This is a genomic window from Streptomyces sp. 7R007 (assembly GCF_054850255.1).
The window spans coordinates 237,183-254,677 of sequence record NZ_JBTWMV010000007.1 but is presented as its reverse complement, the minus strand read 5'-3'; the positions used below and the strand labels follow the sequence as shown (position 1 = coordinate 254,677).

At 71.4% G+C, this 17,495-nt stretch carries 22 protein-coding genes and 1 pseudogene; 15 read left to right on the top strand and 8 right to left on the bottom strand.

Going from position 1 to position 17,495, the window contains the following annotated elements; translation table 11 throughout:
* Positions 1-46 precede the first annotated feature (46 nt).
* Positions 47-1,024 (bottom strand): universal stress protein, encoded by a 978-nt coding sequence (locus ACYF6T_RS12535; protein ID WP_461695947.1) that lies wholly within the window; start codon positions 1,022-1,024, stop codon positions 47-49.
* A gap of 644 nt (positions 1,025-1,668) precedes the next feature.
* Between ACYF6T_RS12535 and ACYF6T_RS12530 the strand changes: the two genes are divergently transcribed.
* The 4 genes and pseudogenes from ACYF6T_RS12530 (at position 1,669) to ACYF6T_RS12515 (ending at position 3,387) form a co-directional block, all read left to right on the top strand.
* Complete coding sequence (locus ACYF6T_RS12530) at positions 1,669-1,959, top strand: hypothetical protein (RefSeq protein ID WP_461695945.1); 291 nt, start codon at positions 1,669-1,671, stop codon at positions 1,957-1,959.
* A gap of 257 nt (positions 1,960-2,216) precedes the next feature.
* Positions 2,217-2,669, top strand: a complete 453-nt coding sequence (locus ACYF6T_RS12525) for an OsmC family protein (protein ID WP_461695944.1) — start codon at positions 2,217-2,219, stop codon at positions 2,667-2,669.
* Positions 2,670-2,700: 31 nt separating this feature from the next.
* Positions 2,701-2,880 (top strand): annotated as a pseudogene (locus ACYF6T_RS12520) (metal-sensitive transcriptional regulator); the annotation flags it as partial.
* Positions 2,881-2,982: 102 nt separating this feature from the next.
* Entirely contained in the window at positions 2,983-3,387 is a 405-nt protein-coding gene (locus tag ACYF6T_RS12515; RefSeq protein ID WP_461695943.1) for a DUF302 domain-containing protein, read from the top strand.
* Positions 3,388-3,450: 63 nt separating this feature from the next.
* Here the strand turns inward: ACYF6T_RS12515 and ACYF6T_RS12510 are convergent, their stop codons facing one another.
* The gene (locus tag ACYF6T_RS12510) at positions 3,451-4,830 is read right to left on the bottom strand and encodes an FAD-dependent oxidoreductase (RefSeq protein WP_461695942.1); all 1,380 of its coding nucleotides are present in this window, start codon (positions 4,828-4,830) and stop codon (positions 3,451-3,453) included.
* 153 nt (positions 4,831-4,983) lie between these two features.
* On the opposite strand from ACYF6T_RS12510, the gene ACYF6T_RS12505 reads away from it, so the two are divergent.
* Positions 4,984-5,361 carry an ArsR/SmtB family transcription factor gene (locus tag ACYF6T_RS12505; protein WP_461695940.1) on the top strand — a complete coding sequence of 126 codons (378 nt, stop codon included), beginning with the start codon at positions 4,984-4,986 and terminating at the stop codon, positions 5,359-5,361.
* 34 nt (positions 5,362-5,395) lie between these two features.
* On the opposite strand, the gene ACYF6T_RS12500 is transcribed toward ACYF6T_RS12505, so the two are convergent.
* Together ACYF6T_RS12500 and ACYF6T_RS12495 are read right to left on the bottom strand one after the other, a co-directional pair.
* On the bottom strand, positions 5,396-6,184 hold the full coding sequence (locus ACYF6T_RS12500; protein WP_461695939.1) for an aquaporin: 789 nt from the start codon (positions 6,182-6,184) through the stop codon (positions 5,396-5,398).
* A 44-nt stretch (positions 6,185-6,228) separates the two neighbouring features.
* Positions 6,229-6,537: an ArsR/SmtB family transcription factor gene (locus ACYF6T_RS12495; protein ID WP_461695937.1), complete on the bottom strand. Its 309-nt coding sequence runs from the start codon at positions 6,535-6,537 to the stop codon at positions 6,229-6,231.
* Between the two features lie 64 nt (positions 6,538-6,601).
* Between ACYF6T_RS12495 and ACYF6T_RS12490 the strand changes: the two genes are divergently transcribed.
* Positions 6,602-7,015 carry an arsenate reductase ArsC gene (locus ACYF6T_RS12490; protein ID WP_461695936.1) on the top strand — a complete coding sequence of 138 codons (414 nt, stop codon included), beginning with the start codon at positions 6,602-6,604 and terminating at the stop codon, positions 7,013-7,015.
* Positions 7,016-7,100: 85 nt separating this feature from the next.
* Here the strand turns inward: ACYF6T_RS12490 and ACYF6T_RS12485 are convergent, their stop codons facing one another.
* Entirely contained in the window at positions 7,101-7,709 is a 609-nt protein-coding gene (locus tag ACYF6T_RS12485) for a class I SAM-dependent methyltransferase (protein ID WP_461695935.1), read from the bottom strand.
* 312 nt (positions 7,710-8,021) lie between these two features.
* Here ACYF6T_RS12485 and ACYF6T_RS12480 point away from each other — a divergent pair, with 312 nt between their 5' ends.
* Positions 8,022-8,576: a hypothetical protein gene (locus ACYF6T_RS12480; protein ID WP_461695934.1), complete on the top strand. Its 555-nt coding sequence runs from the start codon at positions 8,022-8,024 to the stop codon at positions 8,574-8,576.
* 25 nt (positions 8,577-8,601) lie between these two features.
* Here ACYF6T_RS12480 and ACYF6T_RS12475 read toward each other — a convergent pair whose 3' ends face one another.
* Entirely contained in the window at positions 8,602-9,354 is a 753-nt protein-coding gene (locus tag ACYF6T_RS12475; RefSeq protein WP_461695933.1) for an aminoglycoside phosphotransferase family protein, read from the bottom strand.
* Between the two features lie 242 nt (positions 9,355-9,596).
* On the opposite strand from ACYF6T_RS12475, the gene ACYF6T_RS12470 reads away from it, so the two are divergent.
* The 6 genes from ACYF6T_RS12470 to ACYF6T_RS12445 all read left to right on the top strand — a co-directional run bounded on the left by ACYF6T_RS12470 (position 9,597) and on the right by ACYF6T_RS12445 (position 13,956).
* Positions 9,597-10,322, top strand: a complete 726-nt coding sequence (locus ACYF6T_RS12470; protein WP_461695932.1) for a dienelactone hydrolase family protein — start codon at positions 9,597-9,599, stop codon at positions 10,320-10,322.
* Between the two features lie 131 nt (positions 10,323-10,453).
* The gene (locus ACYF6T_RS12465) at positions 10,454-11,251 is read left to right on the top strand and encodes an ABC transporter ATP-binding protein (protein ID WP_461695931.1); all 798 of its coding nucleotides are present in this window, start codon (positions 10,454-10,456) and stop codon (positions 11,249-11,251) included.
* Between the two features lie 9 nt (positions 11,252-11,260).
* Positions 11,261-12,022 carry an ABC transporter permease gene (locus ACYF6T_RS12460; protein ID WP_461695930.1) on the top strand — a complete coding sequence of 254 codons (762 nt, stop codon included), beginning with the start codon at positions 11,261-11,263 and terminating at the stop codon, positions 12,020-12,022.
* A 15-nt stretch (positions 12,023-12,037) separates the two neighbouring features.
* The gene (locus ACYF6T_RS12455) at positions 12,038-12,829 is read left to right on the top strand and encodes a MerR family transcriptional regulator (RefSeq protein ID WP_461695929.1); all 792 of its coding nucleotides are present in this window, start codon (positions 12,038-12,040) and stop codon (positions 12,827-12,829) included.
* 58 nt (positions 12,830-12,887) lie between these two features.
* Positions 12,888-13,556 (top strand): Type 1 glutamine amidotransferase-like domain-containing protein, encoded by a 669-nt coding sequence (locus tag ACYF6T_RS12450; protein WP_461695927.1) that lies wholly within the window; start codon positions 12,888-12,890, stop codon positions 13,554-13,556.
* Complete coding sequence (locus tag ACYF6T_RS12445; protein WP_461695926.1) at positions 13,549-13,956, top strand: hypothetical protein; 408 nt, start codon at positions 13,549-13,551, stop codon at positions 13,954-13,956. Before ACYF6T_RS12450 ends, ACYF6T_RS12445 begins: the two co-directional genes overlap by 8 nt.
* A 106-nt stretch (positions 13,957-14,062) precedes the next feature.
* On the opposite strand, the gene ACYF6T_RS12440 is transcribed toward ACYF6T_RS12445, so the two are convergent.
* On the bottom strand, positions 14,063-14,506 hold the full coding sequence (locus ACYF6T_RS12440) for a MarR family winged helix-turn-helix transcriptional regulator (RefSeq protein ID WP_461695925.1): 444 nt from the start codon (positions 14,504-14,506) through the stop codon (positions 14,063-14,065).
* Between the two features lie 70 nt (positions 14,507-14,576).
* Between ACYF6T_RS12440 and ACYF6T_RS12435 the strand changes: the two genes are divergently transcribed.
* Positions 14,577-15,218, top strand: a complete 642-nt coding sequence (locus ACYF6T_RS12435; protein ID WP_461695924.1) for a maleylpyruvate isomerase family mycothiol-dependent enzyme — start codon at positions 14,577-14,579, stop codon at positions 15,216-15,218.
* 59 nt (positions 15,219-15,277) lie between these two features.
* The gene (locus ACYF6T_RS12430) at positions 15,278-15,631 is read left to right on the top strand and encodes a hypothetical protein (protein WP_461695922.1); all 354 of its coding nucleotides are present in this window, start codon (positions 15,278-15,280) and stop codon (positions 15,629-15,631) included.
* Positions 15,632-15,773: 142 nt separating this feature from the next.
* Here ACYF6T_RS12430 and groL read toward each other — a convergent pair whose 3' ends face one another.
* The gene (groL, locus tag ACYF6T_RS12425; protein ID WP_461695921.1) at positions 15,774-17,393 is read right to left on the bottom strand and encodes a chaperonin GroEL; all 1,620 of its coding nucleotides are present in this window, start codon (positions 17,391-17,393) and stop codon (positions 15,774-15,776) included.
* Positions 17,394-17,495: the final 102 nt, after the last annotated feature.

Genomic DNA, 17,495 nt, shown 5'->3' with positions numbered 1-17,495 from the left:
CGGAGTACACCGGAGTCTGCGCACGCTTTCCACCGGTGCCGGGTGCTCAGAACCACCAGTGCCGGACACACGACCGGCATCCCCTGCGAACCGCCCGCACCCGATCACGCGTGAGGCGGGTCAGCAGGCGCGCACCCTGCCCGGTGGTGCTGCGCACCCGGTCGGCGTACTGCCGGGTGCACGGAAGCCGGCGTGCGCTCTCCCAGGGAACGGCGACCAGGGGGCACCGGGCGTGACGCAACGCCCCACGGAGCACAGAACCGACCAGCACGCCGGTGAGGCCGCCGTGGGCCGACCGCCCCAGTACGAGCGCGAGCGCCTCTGCGGACTCCTGGGGGAGAACCCGCGCCGGACGGCCACGCACCACCCAGTGGCGTACTTCCACGTCAGGGTGAGCGGCCTGATGGCTCGCCACCGCCTCCGACAGCAGTCTGTGACACTCCCTCAAGGCCGCCTGCTCGTCCAGGACTCCGAGGAGGGGCGGGTGCCAGACGTAGAGCACGCGTAACTCCGCGCCCCACAGTGCGGCTTCCTCGAAGGCGCAGTCGAGGGCTGCCGTGGAGTGGTGGCGGCCGTCCCAACCGGCATCCGCGCCCACGACGACGTACGGTTGCTGCCGACCGGTGTGCCCGGCACCGCGCACGACCACCACCGGGCAGCCGGCCTGCCCGGTGACCGGCAGTGCCACACACGCCGATGTGAACGGCTCGTCGTGCGTGCCCGGGCGGGGCAGGCCCAGGACCACGGCCGTGGCCGAGTGTGTCTGCTCGCGCAGGGCCGCCGTCGGGGAGCCCACGGCGTACAGCGTGGAGACCTCCAGCTGGGGGTGACGATCCGCGACGACCTCGACCGCGTCGTGCAGGACGGCGGAGGGGTCGCGTCCGGATGGTCGCCCCTGGGCGTGCACCACGCGCAGGGGCAGGTGGCGCCGGTCGGCCTCGGCGGCTCCCCACAGAAGGGCGGCACGATCGAACAAGCCGGGACCGATCACGACCACGATCGGTGCGCGTACCGAAGTGCTCATCGTCGCCTCCCCCACACGTCCCCAGCCGCAGGACTCGCCCCCGCTCGCCAGGACCTGCGCGCGCTGCTCCCCGGATCTGGAACCGTGCCTGTCCCCGGATCGAGTCTGCTCCCGCAGCCGCGCCGCGCAAGAGCCGTTCGGCCCATGCGGGAGATGCGGAGGGCCCGTTCCCAAGCGCCGTCGCCCGGCCGGCCGGTCCGCCACTCCGGCCCTGTCGGCAGCTCCTCGCCGCAGCTGCGCGACGGACAATGAAGGTGACGCGGAGGCGGCTCCCCCGACGCCCCGCGCCAGGGACATCCCGGTGGGTCGGTGCACCGGGGTGGCGTCCGTCGTGCGCGGGAGCAAGCGGACGCGTGCCCGCCCGGTCAACCGAGCCGCGCGGGCACTGCCCCGAGGGGGCAGGAGGGCGGTACCGCATCGCCTGCGTTCCGTCGGCCTCCCACCCAGACCATGAAAGACGGACCGGTCGTCCCCGCACGGCATTCCGCCAGAGGGCCCGGATCGCCGGCAAACGGCTGCGCGCGAGGGGAACAATGCGGCCGCTTGGAGCGCTGTCGCTGATGCCCCGGCGGGTATGCCGTATCGCATCGCGGATCACACCCGTCGGAGGCTGCCACCCAACCCGGCGAAGGAGCGTGAGGACGATGGCGGCCGCAGATCGTGACCGGCCTCCGACGAGCGAGGACAACTGCGTCGTGACCACCTGCGGGCGCAGGATCGCCGTACGGCGCCTGCGGCTCGCACCCGCGGAGCGGCCCATCACCCGGGTCACCCTGGACGTGGGCCGCGCCAAGGGCGGAGAACCGGGCGCGTGGGCGGCACTCACCGCCGCCGAGGCACGCGACCTCGCCCGCCTGCTCCTCCTGCACGCCGACCTGGCCGAGCACGGCATCGAGCCCGCCGGGCGGACGAGCGAGGGCGCGCCCTCCCTCTGACTCGGGCGATGGGCAACCCCGGCCGAGTGCACCCAACCGCACACGTCTGCGGCCAAGACCACCGCCCAGGTACTCATCCGGTACTCATCCGGCCACGGTGAAGCACTCCGACCGAATACCCGGCAGGGTATTCCATCGCGGCATCGGGTACGAGGGCCGAACGGTCCCCGGCGCACCCCGTCCGCCCCTCACCGCGCCACCGCTCCCAGCGCTCGACTGGAGTCGGAGCAGTCGACTTCAGCGAGAAGGGCTCGGCCATGACCGGCAGCACACCGCAGACCCTCGGCACGAACCGCACCCGGCCCGTGGACGTACATCGCCTGGAGGTCACCCACGTTCAGGGCGACGCCTACACCGTGGACGTGCGCGAACACCGTCTCCGGGTCGACCAGCCCCTGGAAGCGGGCGGCACGGACACCGCACCCACCCCCACCGAACTCTTCGCGGCCTCCCTGGCCACCTGCGTCGCCTTCTACGCGGGCCGCTACCTCCACCGGCACGGCGTGCCGCTGTCCGGACTGCGCGTGCGTACGGAGTTCGTCATGGCCGACGACCGCCCGCCACGCGTCACCTCCGTGCGCCTCGTGATCGTGCCACCGCCGGAACTGCCCGAGCGGCGCCGCGCGGCCCTGCTGGCCGTGGCCTCTCACTGCACCGTCCACAACACCCTGCACCAGCCGCCCGAGGTCGACATCGAGCTGGAGCCATGAGCGCAACCGCGGCGCCGACCGTGCGCCGGCGCTGCAGGTCTCCAGTGTGATCCGGATGATCGAGGAGGGACGCGACTGCGAGGACGTCGTCACAGAGCTTGCCGCCGCCTCGCGCACACTCGGCCGGGCCGGTTTCGCCGTGATCGCGACGGACCTACAGCAGTGCATGACGGATACGGAGCCCGGGCGCACAACAGATCACGAGACGGATTACCCCGAGGGGTATACTCGCGAAGGATGCACAAGTACCCCCCGGGGTATACAGAGGGCCTTCCCTTCCGACCGCCCGAGCCACCAAGAAGGGCCCATACCCATGCGCTACGACCGCACCGTCCGCCTCGACACCGACTTCGCCACCGCTCTTGCCCGCACCCGCGCCGCCCTCGCGGAACAGGGCTTCGGCATCCTCACCGAGATCGACGTCACCGCCACCCTCAAGGCCAAGCTCGACCACGACATGGAGGACTACGCCATCCTCGGCGCCTGCAACCCGCCCCTCGCCCACCGCGCCCTGGAGACCGACCGCTCCATCGGCCTGCTGCTGCCCTGCAACGTCGTCGTCCGCCGCGAGGGCGACCACACCGTCGTACAGGCCCTCGACCCGAACACGATGGTCGCCCTCACCGAACTCGACGCCCTGCGCCCGGTCGCCGAGGAGGCCACCCGCCGCCTCGACGCGGCCCTCGCCGCCCTCACGGCAGCCGGAACAGAAGGCTGAGCACACGAGTCGAATGGCGGACCCCAGGTCGGCAGCTGAACGCACAAGCACGCCGGCGCCAGGTCAGCAGCCGCCCGACGCACTGGGGGCGCCGACGGCGATCTGGAGGGTGGCCGGAGCCGCGCAGCACCCCCCGCCTGCACTGCTCTGGACGGCGCCCGGGTCGTCGTACAGGCCCGCGCCACCGCACACGCCGGTCTCGGGCAGGGTCAGTTCGACGCGTTCGGCGGCCTCGCGGTCCCCGGCGAGCGCCGCGGCGACGGAGCGGACCTGCTCGTAGCCGGTCATGGCGAGGAACGTCGGAGCACGGCCGTAGGACTTCATGCCCACCAGGTAGACGTCCTTCTCCGGATGGGAGAGCTCGTTGACCCCATGCGGGTAGACCGTGCCGCAGGAGTGCACGTTCGGATCGATGAGCGGCGCCAGCGCGGTCGGGGCCTGGAGGCGTGCGTCGAGACCGAGGCGGACCTCGGAGAGGAAGGACAGGTCGGGGCGGAAACCGGTGAGCACGATGACCTCGTCGACGGAGTCCAGGCGACGGCCGTCCTCGGCGACGAGGACGAGTTGTTCGCCGTCCTGGTCCACGGCGCGGACGCGGAAGCCGGTGACCGCGCCGGCGTGGCCGGCCTCGACGGCGGCCTTCGCCCGCAGGCCCAGGGCCCCGCGGGCGGGGAGCTGGTCGGCTTCGCCACCGCCGAAGGTGTCCGCACCGAGGCCGCGGCGCAGAATCCAAGTCGTGTGCGTGCCCGGCTCGTCCTCGGCCAGGTCGGCGAGATGGGCCAGCGCGGTGAACGCGGAGGCGCCGGAGCCGATGACGGCGGTGCGCCTGCCCGCGTAACGGGCCCGGATAGTGGGGTCCTTGAGATCCGGGACCCGGTAGGAGATGTGCTCGCCCGCCGCCTTCTCGCCGAGGGCGGGCAGGCCGTCGGCGCCCATCGGGCCGGGGAGGGCCCAGGTGCCGGAGGCGTCGATGACGGCGCGCGCTGCGAGGCGCTCCTCGCGGCCGTCGGCCGTTCGGAGGTGGACGCTGAAGGGCTGCTCCTCGCGGCCGGCGTCGACGATACGGTCACGGCCGGCGCGGGCGACGCCCGTCACCGTAGTGCCGTAGCGGACCTTGTCGCCGAGGAGGTCGGCGAGCGGCTGGAGGTAGCGCTCGGCCCAGTCGCCGCCGGTGGGATAGGTCGCGCCGTCGGGGCGGGACCATCCGGTGGGGGCCAGGAGCTTCTCGGCGGCGGGGTCGGTGACCTCGGCCCACGGCGAGAACAGCCGGACGTGCGCCCATGCGCGGACGGCGGTGCCGGCGGACGGGCCGGCTTCCAGGACGAGCGGCTGCAGTCCACGCTCGACGAGGTGGGCTGCGGCGGCCAGGCCGATGGGACCGGCACCGATGACCACGACGGGCAGGTGGTCGCCGGCGGGCTGGCTGTTGATGGGCAAGGCCACGAGAGCCCCCTCTGATTCGATGTTCGTCGATATCCTGCGCAACCGAGAATGGCACCTGTATCGATAGACGTCAACATAGACATCCGCCAAATCAAGGGGGCACAGATGGATCACCACGGGCCCACCTGGTTCGACGTATGTCAACATAGATGCATGTCGAATACGAAGGTGCTGCCGCTGCTCGGATCCGAGGCGTCGGGGGACTTGGCGCCGTGCTGCCCGCCGCTGACCGAGCGTCCGTTCACCGCGGAGGAGGCCGAGACGGCCGCGCGGATGTTCAAGGCGCTCGGCGATCCGGTCCGGCTGCGCCTGTTCTCGGCGGTGGCCTCGCACGAGGGCGGCGAGGCGTGCGTCTGCGACATCTCCGACGTCGGCGTCTCCCAGCCGACCGTCTCCCACCACCTCAAGAAGCTCAAGGACGCCGGACTGCTCACCTCGCAGCGGCGCGGCACGTGGGTGTACTACCGGGTGGAGCCGTCGGTACTGGCCGCGATGGGCAGGCTGTTGGCCGTCGCGCCGGCTGCGGCCTGAGCGCACGCGTGGGCAGGCTGGCCGGCGCGTGCGGTCATCGCGCCGAGCGGGCGGGGGTGAAGAGGAGGGCTGCCAGGGCCAGACCCGCCACTGCGCCGATGAGTTGCATGCCGACGAAGCCCGCCAGGGAGCCCGGCGCGATGCCCGCGAAGGTGTCGCTGAAGGTACGGCCGATGGTCACGGCGGGGTTCGCGAAGGACGTCGAGGAGGTGAACCAGTACGCGGCGCCGATGTACGAGGCGACGGCCACCGGGGCGTGGCGCGACTGGTCGGTGCGGGCCAGGCCGAAGATCAGCAGGATCAGGCCGGCGGTGGCGACGACCTCGCCGAGCAGCAGGTGCCCGGACGAGCGGTCGTGCGTGGACCACTGCACCAGGGGCTTGCCGAACATGGCGTCGGCCAGGATGGCGCCCGCTATCGCACCGATGATCTGCGCGGGGACGTAGACGACCGCCTCGCGGATCGTCATCCCGGCGCCACCGCGCCTGCCCGTCCACCACTGGGTCAGGGTGACGACGGGGTTGAAGTGGGCGCCGGAGACCGGGCCGAACAGGAGGATCAGGACACCGAGACCGAAGACGGTGGCGAGGGAGTTGGCGAGCAGCTGCACTCCGATGTCGTTGCTCAGCTCGGTCGCCTGGATGCCCGAGCCGATCACCACCGCCACCAGGCCCGCGGTGCCGATGAGTTCGGCCGCGGCGCGGGCCGCCAGCGGCCTGCCGGGCGCGGTGGCGCCCGGAGCGGGCTGCGGCTCGCCGGCGGGTCGGCCGGACGCGTCCGGGGGCAGGGCCGACGCGGCGGCGGACTCGTGCGTGGCGGTCAACAGGGGACTCCTCGGTCGACGGGCGGGTGGACGGCGGCGAGGGTTCAGGGGCACGACCGCTTGTTGCCGGCGGCCGTCCGGGCGGACTCGGCCAGCTCGGCGAACTGCCCGGCGAGCGCGGCGATCACGTCCGCGCGCAGCTTGTAGTAGGTGAACCGTCCGCACGGCTCCGTCTCCACGACCCCGGCCTCACGCAGCACTCTCAGGTGGTTGGAGAGGTTGGTCTGCTTCGCACCGGTCTCCTCGACGAGGTGGGTGGTGCACAGCGTCTCTCGGGCGAGGAGGGTGACGATCCGGAGCCGGAGCGGGTCGGCCAGCACCCGGATCAGATCAGTGTCGACTGACGTCAGCATGCGCTGATACTGTCACATCGGTCCGGCGCGATCCCGACCGGCGCGAGAGGGAGAGAGACCTGCGATGTCCGACAAGCCCTCCGTGCTCTTCGTCTGCGTCCACAACGCCGGCCGCTCCCAGATGGCCGCCGCATGGCTGACCCACCTGGCCGGAGACCGCGTCGAGGTCCGTTCGGCCGGCTCGGACCCGGGTGCCCGCGTCAACCCGGCCGCCGTCGAGGCCATGGCCGAGGTCGGTATCGACATCTCCGCCGAGGTCCCGAAGATGCTCACCGTGGACGCGGTGAGGGAGTCGGACGTCTGCATCACCATGGGCTGCGGCGACAGCTGCCCGGTCTTCCCCGGCAAGCGGTACCTGGACTGGCAGCTGGAGGACCCGGCGGGCCGGGGCGTCGAGGCCGTACGCCCGATCCGCGACGAGATCAGGGTGCTGGTCGAGAACCTGATCAACGAGATCGCGCCGGCTCCCCGGGCCTGAGCGCGGCGCCCGACTCGACCGGTGGCGTGGCGCAACACGCGTCGACCGGTGGCGTGCCGCATCCCGCGCGGCGCGGTCCGGTGCCTCAGCCCTTGCGGGCGTCTTCGAGTGGGAAGTGCCAGACGACCACGACCGGCGAATCGTCCAGCGCCGCGGCCGACGCTTCCGGACACCAGTGCAGCAGGTCCCAGGACGAGTGGGTCGGGAGTGGGTCCGGTGCGGTGCCGGGGTTGGTGAGGCGGTGCGGGCGGCGGGGTTCCTCGCAGTGCCGGACCTGCAAGCCCAGCGGGAGGGCTGCCGCGAGGGAGGCGCTGAGCGGGCGGTGGTACTCGGCGAGGAGGGAGGGGAGGCCGTCCGGGCCGGGGCGGCGGGCCAGGGTCGGCCGGAGGTAGGACACCAGCAGATGGGCATCCGAGATGACGAGGTTTCCACCGGGCCGCAGGACGCGTGCGAACTCCGCCGGCACGGGGACCGGTTCGGGGGCGTGTGGCAGGGCGAGCGTGCAGACGACGGTGTCCACCGTGTTGTCCGCGACAGGCAGCCGGTGCAGATCGGCCTCGTGGAGGTCGACGTCCGGCAGGTGCTTGCGGGCCTGCGCGAGCATGTCCGGTGAAGCGTCGACGCCGATCACGTGGTGGCCCAGGTCCCGCAGGTAGGCGGTGTGACGGCCGGTGCCGCAGGCCGCGTCCAGCACGTCATAGCGCGGCGCCCAGTCCTGGTAGACCTCTCGGCCGCACTGATCGTGCCCGGATTTGGTAAGTCACCCCGCGGACGGTACGGGCACAAGCTCCGCCGACTCCACCGGTCTTGCGGCGCTTCACCTGCGGCGGCAGGTCAGCCGGGGCCTCGCCCTGGCGGCCTTCCTGGCGTAGGCCTCATCTCCTCCGGCGCCGGTCGCCAACCGCGGGTGCAGGACAGCGATCCGCAAGGTGGAGGACGTACATTCGATACCTCGCGACCGAGCAGGTGTCCGTGCTCGGCACCCATGTGCGTGGACGGGGGAACAGTGGCCGAACGGCAACCAGGCAGCAGCGGGGAGCATTTCGACGAGGACGGTGCTTCGCCCGTCCCGGACCAGGTGTGGCAGCGGTTCCTCGAAGACAGCGACAGCAGCATCCTCGGCAGCGCCCCGAGGGAGCCGTCGGCGCGGGAGCGGGCGGCTCTGGCAAGGCTCCGCGCGCTCGACGTGCCCGCTGTGCAGCGCCCCTCCGAGTGGCGCCCCGGCGGCGGGGACCGCGACGCCGTGGCGGTGGAAGCGGTCGGCGAACTGTGGCAGCCGGAGGACCTGCGCCCCGGTCCGGCCTGGCACGAGCTGGACCAGCGGGGCAGGCGCCGCCGTGGGGCACGCGTGCTGGGGACGATCGTCGCCGTCGTCGCACTGGTGGGAGCGCTGTCCCAGTTGTCCGCCGGCTCCACGAGTGAGACGTACGGGGACGACGGGGACACGGCCTCGCAGCAGTCGGAGGAGTCCTCGGAGCCCCTGCCCACGGCGGCCGGAGGCCCGTCCGTGCCGCCCTCGACGAGCACCGAGGTTCCCGGGTCGGCCGCACCCGCCGGCTGAGACCCGCGAGCGGACCCGCGCAGCCTCACATCCGGGCTCTCAGTACGTCGACCTCGCAGCCCGGCGCGAACGCGTCGAAGCCGTGCTGGACCAGCCAGCGGATCGCCAGCAGGCTGCGCAGCGACCACCACGCGCGGATGACGTCAAGGTCGACGCCGACGTCGACGCCGTAACCGGCGACGACGTCGTCGAGGTGTTCCTCGTGCCCGAGCGTCAACGTGGCGAGGTCGAAGAGGGCATCGCCCTGCCCCGCCTCCGACCAGTCGATGATGCCCGTGATCTCGTCGCCGTCGACGAACACGTGGGTGATCTGCAGGTCGCCGTGCGTGAACACCGGCGTCCACGGCCGCAGCGCCGCCTCGGCGACCTGCCGGTTGCGGGCGACCAGGTCGGCGGGCAGTCCGCCGTCGGTCACCAGCCACTCGCACTCGTCGTCGAGTTCCGCCGTCAGCTCGTCGCGGCTCCGGCCGCCTCGACCAGGCCAGGGCGGCAACGGCGCGTCGTGCAGCATGCGCACGGCGGCGCCCGCCGCGGCCCACGCCGCCGGCGACGCGGTCGAGGGCTCGCCGAGGCGGCCGAGCGCCGTCCCCGGCACCGCGGCGAGCGCGAGCACGGGCGGCCTGCGCCACAGGACCTCAGGGGGCGGGACCGGCGCCAGGGCCATCGACTTCACCTCGGCGTCGATACGCGCCTGATCGGCGTCCACCTTCAGAAACACCTCGCCGACGCGCAGAGTCGCGCGCTCGGAATGGGCCACGACGACTTCGACCTCGTCCATGGGCGACCACTCTCTCGGGACGGGGGGCGCCCACGCACCGGGTTTATCGCCGCAGAGCCCCCGCAGAAAAAACCGTTTGGCGAACCACGGCGGCCCCTGCTACTTTCCTGGCGGCCGTGCGAGAGAACGAGGAGGTGGTACCCGTGAACACAGTATCGACGTGGGTGCTCTCCTCCGGGGTCACGGTCGGGCGATAGGTCGTCCGGGAGCGCCGTTCAAGCGCACTCCCGAAAGGCACGACCATGCGATTCACCACCCGACAGCACCTCGAAGACGGCGTCGTACAACGCGAGTTCACCCTCGGCGACATCCCCGGCACCCTGTGGACGCCGCCTGCCTCCACACCGGCCCCGCTGGTCCTGATGGCCCACAACAACGGCCTGCCCAAGGCGGATTCCCGGTTGGTGGCCCGGGCCCGCCACACCGCGGCCCGCGGCTACGCGGTGGCCACCATCGACGCCGCCGGATGCGGTGACCGGCCCCGTTCCGCCGCCGACGAACAGGCCCGTGCCGACCTCCGGCGGGCGATGCGGGCCGGCGAGCCGGTCGACGACATCTACGAGTCCTTCATCGGCCCCCTGGTCGAGAACGCGGTCCCGGAGTGGCAGACCACTCTGGACGCCCTGCTGGAGCTGCCCGAGATCGGCGGCCCGGTCGGATACTCCGGGGGGTGGGCCGCCCTCGGCATCCGGTTGGCGGTGGTCGAGCCACGTATCGCGGCCGCCGGCTTCTTCGCCGGGGGTTATGTTCCGCGTGCCCAGCGCGAAGAGGCCCGGCAGGTCACCATTCCGCTGCTGTTCCTGCTGCAGTGGGACGACGAAGGCAATCCCCGTCAACGGGCCCTGGACCTGTTCGACGCCTTCGGCAGCAAGGAGAAGACGCTGCACGCCAATCTGGGCGGGCACACCGGCACCCCGTGGTTCGAGTTGGAGGACGGGTGCCGGTTCCTCGACCGGCATCTGAAGTAAGAGCGACAGGCCGGCCGGCCCGTACGGCGTTGTGCGGGCCGGCTTGACCCTGACGCCGGGTCAACCCTGCATCCTTCCGGCGGGAGCTTCCGGCAGTCGGCTGGAAGGCACCGTGAAGGAGGCGGATGTCCATGGTGGCCCGATCGACTGCCCATCCGGCGATCGTCGTGCGGGGGCTGGAGAAGTCGTACGGCGGGCTCGACGTGCTGCGCGGCGTGGACCTCGACGTGGCGCGGGGCAGCATCCTCGCCCTGCTCGGCTCCAACGGGGCGGGCAAGACCACGCTCGTGAGGATCCTCGCCACGCTGCTCACGGCCGACGCGGGGACGGCCGGCGTCCACGGCTTCGACGTCGCCACGCAGCCGGCGGACGTACGGCAGCGCATCAGCCTCACCGGGCAGTTCGCGGCCGTCGACGAGATCCTCACCGGTCGGGAGAACCTCGTACTCGTCGCCAGGCTGCGCCGTCTCGGCAACCCAGGCGCGATCGCGGACGAGTTGCTGAGGCGGTTCTCGCTCACTGATGCCGGCACGCGGAAGGTGTCCACGTACTCGGGTGGGATGCGCCGCCGTCTGGACATCGCGATGAGCCTCATCGGGAACCCGCCGGTGATCTTCCTCGACGAGCCGACGGCCGGGCTCGACCCCACGGCACGTATCGAGGTGTGGCATGCCGTCAGGAAGCTCGCCGGGCACGGCACGACGGTGCTGCTCACCACGCAGTACCTGGAGGAGGCCGAACAGCTCGCCGACCGGATCGCGATCCTCCACAACGGCCGGATCATCGCCCACGGCACCCTGACCGAGCTGAAGCGGCTCTTCCCGCCCGCCACGGTCGAGTACGTCGAGAAGCAGCCGACCCTGGAGGAGATCTTCCTCGCGATCACCGGCAGCCCCGACAGGAGCGACGCCACCCACACGAACACCTGAGAGGCAGCCATGACCGCGACTTTCCTCGGTGACACCGCTGTGCTGACAGGGCGGACCCTGCGCCATGTCACCCGCAGCATCGACACGATCATCACGACCGTCCTCACGCCGGTCGCGATGATGCTCATGTTCGTCTACGTGTTCGGCGGGGCGATCGACACGGGGCCGGTGTCGTACGTGAACTACATGCTGCCCGGCATCCTGCTCATCACCATCGCCTCGGGCATCTCGTACACCGCCTACCGACTGTTCACCGACCTGAAGAGCGGGATCTTCGAGCGCTTCCTGTCGATGCCGATCACGCGGTCGGGGGTCCTGTGGGCACACGTGTGCACTTCTCTGCTCGCCAACCTGCTCTCGCTCGTGATCGTGGTCGGCGTCGCGCTGCTCATGGGCTTCCGCACGGGGGCAGGGGTGCCGGCATGGCTCGCCGTCGCCGGCATCCTGTTCCTGTTCACGCTGGCCCTGACCTGGATCGCCGTGATACCCGGGCTCTCCGCGAGCTCGGTCGAGGGCGCGGGCGCGTTCGCCTACCCGCTCGTCTTCCTGCCGTTCCTCAGCTCGGCGTTCGTGCCCACGCGGACCATGCCGGGCCCGGTGCGCGCCTTCGCCGAGCACCAGCCGGTGACCTCCATCGTCGACACGATCCGCGCCCTGTTCGCCCAACGGCCGGTCGGCGACGCCATCTGGACCGCCCTCGCCTGGTGCGTCGGCATCAGCGTCGTGGCGTACGTCTTCGCGATGGCCGCCTTCCGCCGGAAGATCGTCTGAGGCAGTCTGAGAGCCATGCTCACCATCAGCCAGCTCGCGGCGTACGCCGGGGTGACGGTGCGGGCGGTTCGCCACTACCACAAGGTCGGCCTGTTGCCGGAGCCCGGACGGGACCAGTCCGGATACCGGATCTACGACGCCGCCGCCGTCGTGCGACTCATCCGGATCCGCACTCTGACGGATGCCGGCGTGCCGCTGGCCCGGGTGCAGCGACTCCTCGACGCCGGCCCGGAGGAGTTCGCCGACGGCGTCCGGGAGATCGACAAGGACCTGCGGGCCAGGATCCGCCGACTGCGGGACACCCGCGAACGGCTCGCCCAACTCGCCGCCGGGGAGCGCCTGGTGCTCCCGCGGAGCGTCGTGGACTACCTCGACCGGTTGCGCGGTCTCGGCGTCCAGGAGCGGTACGTCGAGATGGAGCGGGATGCCTGGATCATGGTCGCCGCCCAGGTCCCGCACCTGATCGACGCCGTGATCGCCAGGAAGCACGAGGAGCTGGACGATCCCGACATGCTGAAGCTCTACGGCTTCTTGAGAGAGGCGCTGGACTGGCCGGCGGACGATCCCAGGATCGTCGAGATCGCCGACATCGTGGAGCGTCTGATGGTGCGTGCCGTGGAGGCCGGCGAGGTGGGCGGCGACGGCTTCGACGATCAGTTCGTCGCGCTGCTGGACTCGGCCATGGTCGAGTCGTCACCGGGCGCCAGGCGGGTGGTGGCGATCCTGGAGGAGCGGGGCTGGAAGGGTTGGACCCGTATCGAACGAGTGCCTTCCGACAGACTCGACACCAAGAGGTCGCCGACGTGACGGCACGTCACGGGACCGCAGTGCCAGGCGACATACCCACCGACCGTACGGGGCCGTCATGAAACTCCTCCTCACCGACTCCGGCGTCCGGAACGCGAGCATCCGGGCGGCGCTGGTCGAGCTCCTGGGCAAACCGATCGCGGATGCCCGCGCCCTCTGCGTCCCCACCGCCGGGTACGGGGGCCCGTACGCAGATCCGGACGGCCCGTGGCGTTTCGTCAGCGGGAACTCCCCCAGCCCCATGACCGGGTTGGGCTGGAAGTCGGTGGGCGTGCTGGAACTCACCGCTCTGCCCGGCATCGACAAGGATCTCTGGGTCTCCTGGGTCCGAGCGGCGGACGCCCTGCTGGTGAACGGCGGCGACGCGCTGTACCTGTGCCACTGGATGCGGGAGTCCGGACTGGCCGACGTCCTGCCGTCGTTGGACGACACGGTCTACGTGGGGCTCAGTGCCGGGAGCCTGGTGCTCACGCCCCGCGTCGGCAAGGACTTCGTCGGCTGGGCCCCGCCCACCGGTGACGACAGCGCGCTGGGAGTCGTCGACTTCTGCGTCTTCCCCCACCTCGACACCCCGGGCCGCCCCCAGAACACCATGGCCGAAGCGCGACGGTGGGCCGCCGAGGTGGGGCACCCGGCGTACGCCATCGACGCTGAGACGGCCATCAAGGTGACCGCCGACGGCGTCGAGGTCGTCTCCGAAGGACGCTGGGAGTTCCTGGATGGCTGAGGTGACTCCCGTCGAACCACGCCGAGGCAACCGGGTGGCCGGCTGCCTCGGCGCGCTCGCGCTGCTCTGCGTGCTGCTCGCGGCGGGAGTGGTGGTCTGGTTCTTCCAGTCCGTGCAGGACAACCAGCAGGACCAGGACCGCGCCGCGCGGGCCGCCGTGTCCGCCGCGGCGGAGCGACTGCGCACCCGCCTGCAGAGCGCCGACGCCGACGGCACGCTCACCGACCGCGAGATCGCCGAGGCGCTGGGACGCGTGCGGCTGCGCTCGGTCGACCGCGATGGCCACCGGGCAGTCCTTGTCGCACAGGTCGCCGCCTCGTCCTGGGCCGAGTGCTATGCCTACACAGCCCTGGCGAACGGCACGGTGGAGGACCGGCCGCTCAAGGGAGGCGGCGGCTGACCGGAGCACAGCGGCGGACGATGCCGACTGGTTGGCGCGGGATCGTCCGCCGGCCTGCAGGCCACGGGCCGGTGTGCAGACCTCGGCTTTTCGCCGGCGGTCGCGGTCAGCGGTGGGGATCGGTGATCTCCCGTAGCGCCTCCAGTGCCTGTCTCAGGTGCCGGGTGCGCTCGGGGCCCAGGTGGGCCGTCCATTGTCGCTGGATGTCGCGGACGACGGGCAGGCTCAGGTCGATCAGGTCGTGGCCCTTGGCGGTGATGGTGACCAGCCGCGCTCGTGCGTCGCGCGGGTCGGGCAGGCGTCGGACGTAGCCGGCGCGTTCGAGCTGGTCGACGATCGAGCCGATGGTCTGCTTGCTGACCTGTGACGCCTCGGCCAGCTCGGCCAGGCGCGAGCCTTCGGGGCCGATCCGCTGGAAGACCCGTGCCTGGGTGAGCGAGATGTCGTGCCCGGCGGACTTCAGGGCGGCCATCACGGCCGACTCCATGAAGCGGTACGGGATGAACATCAGCAGGCCCAGGTTCAGCTCGTCGTCGGCGTCGTCGGTCATGCCGCCATCATTGCAGAAGGTCCGAACCTCGTACTAATGTAGTCCGAGATTCGGACTATTGGAGGCCGTCATGGACGACTCGGACCCGTACTGGTCCGCTGTCCGCGCAACCCGTCTGCGGATCGCCGACCTGCTGGAAGAGCTCACCCCGGCCGAATGGGAACAGCAGTCGCTGTGCCGTGGCTGGCGTGTGCGGGACGTGGCCGGACACCTCGCCCTGGTTCCCACCATCACCACCTGGGACATGGTCGCGGTCGCACCGCGCGCCCGGTTCAGCCCCGACCGGATCAACACGGTGCTGGCCCGCCGTCACGGTTCCCGCGATCCCGCGGACCTGGTCGCCGCGATCCGCGCGCACGCCGGCACCCGGCGCACGGCCAGGGTGCTGGACACCCGCAACGCGCTGTTCGACGCGATCGTCCACGGCCAGGACATCGCCCTGCCCCTCGCCCGACGCCTTCCCGTCCCGCCCGAACACAGCCGCGAGGCCCTGCAGCGGGTCTGGGCGATGGGCTGGCCGTTCCACGCCGAACGCAGGCTGGCCGGCTTCGCCCTGCGGGCGACCGACACCGACTGGGCCGTCGGCGACGGCCCGGAGATCGCCGGGCCCGCCCTGTCCCTGCTGCTGCTCTCGACCGGGCGCACCGCCTGCCTGGACACCCTGCGGGGCGCCGGCGCCGACCGGCTCAAGTCCGTACACGCACACCGCTGAGACGAGTCCGTACACGCACACCGCCGAGACATCCGCTCGCGCGAGAGACGGAGCACCTGATGCGTCGCACCATCGGCATGACCCTGTGCGCGGTTCTGGCCGTGCTCGACCTGGCCGGCCTCGTCGGCCTGTGGCAGCACTCCGGACCGCCGCCCGGCATCACCCTCACCGGCGCGGTCCTCGGCGCGGTGACCCTGGCCTGCTACCGGTCCGCCGGCCGGGGCGACGTCCGCGCCCTGCGGATCGTCGTCGGCTCGCGGGTGATCTCGGCTCTCCTCGGCCTCCCGGTGTTCTTCACCACGGACGCGCCCGGCTGGACCCGGATCGCCGTCGCGGTCCTCATCACCGGTACGGCCGTCGCCGTCACGATGCTGGCACCCACGGTCCGCCCGGCCCCGGCCCGGCAGCCCTGAAACCGGTAGCCGGCTCCAGGAGCCGGCGGACCACCGCTCACCTGACTGGCACTCCGGCACCAGCCCGACACCTGTCCGACGCCGCATCGGCACGGCCGCCCCTCCGCCTTCGCCGGGCCGAAGGGCGGCCGGAACCGACGGACTACAGCTCGGCGCCGGGTCCCGCGGGCGCCGCTTCCTTCTCCTCCGGCTTTTCGGCGATGACAGCCTCGGTGGTGAGGAACAGGGCGGCGATGGACGCGGCGTTCTGCAGCGCGGAGCGGGTCACCTTCGCCGGGTCGATGATGCCCGCGGCCAGCATGTCCACGTACTCTCCGGTCGCCGCGTTCAGGCCGTGGCCGACCGGCAGCGTACGGACCTTCTCCACCACGACGCCGCCCTCCAGGCCGGCGTTGCGGGCGATCTGCTGCAACGGGGCGGTCAGCGCACGGCGGACCATCTCCACACCGGTGCGCTCCTCCTCGTCCACCTCCAGCTTCTCGAACGCCTTCTCGGATGCCTGGAGCAGGGCCACGCCACCACCGGCGACGATGCCCTCCTCGACGGCCGCCTTGGCGTTGCGCACGGCGTCCTCGATGCGGTGCTTGCGCTCCTTGAGCTCCACCTCGGTGGCGGCACCGGCCTTGATGACCGCGACACCGCCGGCGAGCTTCGCCAGGCGCTCCTGCAGCTTCTCGCGGTCGTAGTCGGAGTCGCTGTTCTCGATCTCGGCGCGGATCTGCTTGACGCGTCCCTCGACGGCGCTGCCGTCCCCGGCGCCCTCGACGATGGTGGTGTCGTCCTTGGTGACGACCACCTTGCGGGCGCGGCCCAGCAGGTCCAGTCCGACGTTCTCCAGCTTCAGGCCCACTTCGTCGGAGACGACCGTGGCGCCGGTGAGGACCGCCATGTCCTGCAACATGGCCTTGCGGCGGTCGCCGAAGCCCGGGGCCTTGACGGCGACGGACTTGAAGGTGCCGCGGATCTTGTTGACGACCAGGGTGGCCAGGGCCTCGCCTTCCACGTCCTCGGCGATGATCAGCAGCGGCCTGCCCTCCTTCATCACCTGTTCCACCGGAGGCAGCAGGTCCTTGACCGCGCTCACCTTGGAGCCGACCAGCAGGATGTACGGGTCCTCCAGGACCGCTTCCATCCGTTCGGGGTCGGTGACGAAGTAGGGCGAGATGTAGCCCTTGTCGAAGCGCATGCCCTCGGTGAGCTCCAGCTCCAGACCGAAGGTGTTGGACTCCTCGACGGTGATGACGCCTTCCTTGCCGACCTTGTCCATGGCCTCGGCGATCAGTTCGCCGATCATCCGGTCGCCGCCCGCGGACACGGCGGCGGTGGAGGCGATCTCCTCCTTGGTCTCCAGCTCCTTGGCCTGTTCCAGCACGGCGGCGGAGACGGCCTCGACGGCCTTCTCGATGCCGCGCTTGAGGGCCATCGGGTTGGCGCCGGCGGCCACGTTGCGCAGGCCCTCCCGGACCAGGGCCTGGGCGAGAACGGTCGCGGTGGTCGTACCGTCACCGGCGACGTCGTCCGTCTTCTTGGCGACTTCCTTGACCAGCTCGGCGCCGATCTTCTCGTACGGGTCCTCCAGCTCGATCTCCTTGGCGATGGAGACACCGTCGTTGGTGATCGTGGGGGCGCCCCACTTCTTGTCCAGGACGACGTTGCGGCCCTTGGGGCCGAGCGTCACCTTCACGGCGTCCGCGAGCTGGTTCATGCCACGCTCCAGAGCGCGGCGCGCCTCCTCCTCGTAGGCGATGATCTTGGCAGTCATCGGTACAGCTTCCTCCGCAACGATCACTGAGTCGGCAGCGGCGGACCGGGGTGACGTCCGCGACGTTCACCCGCGCGACCGGATGCTCGGCCCACGACCGCA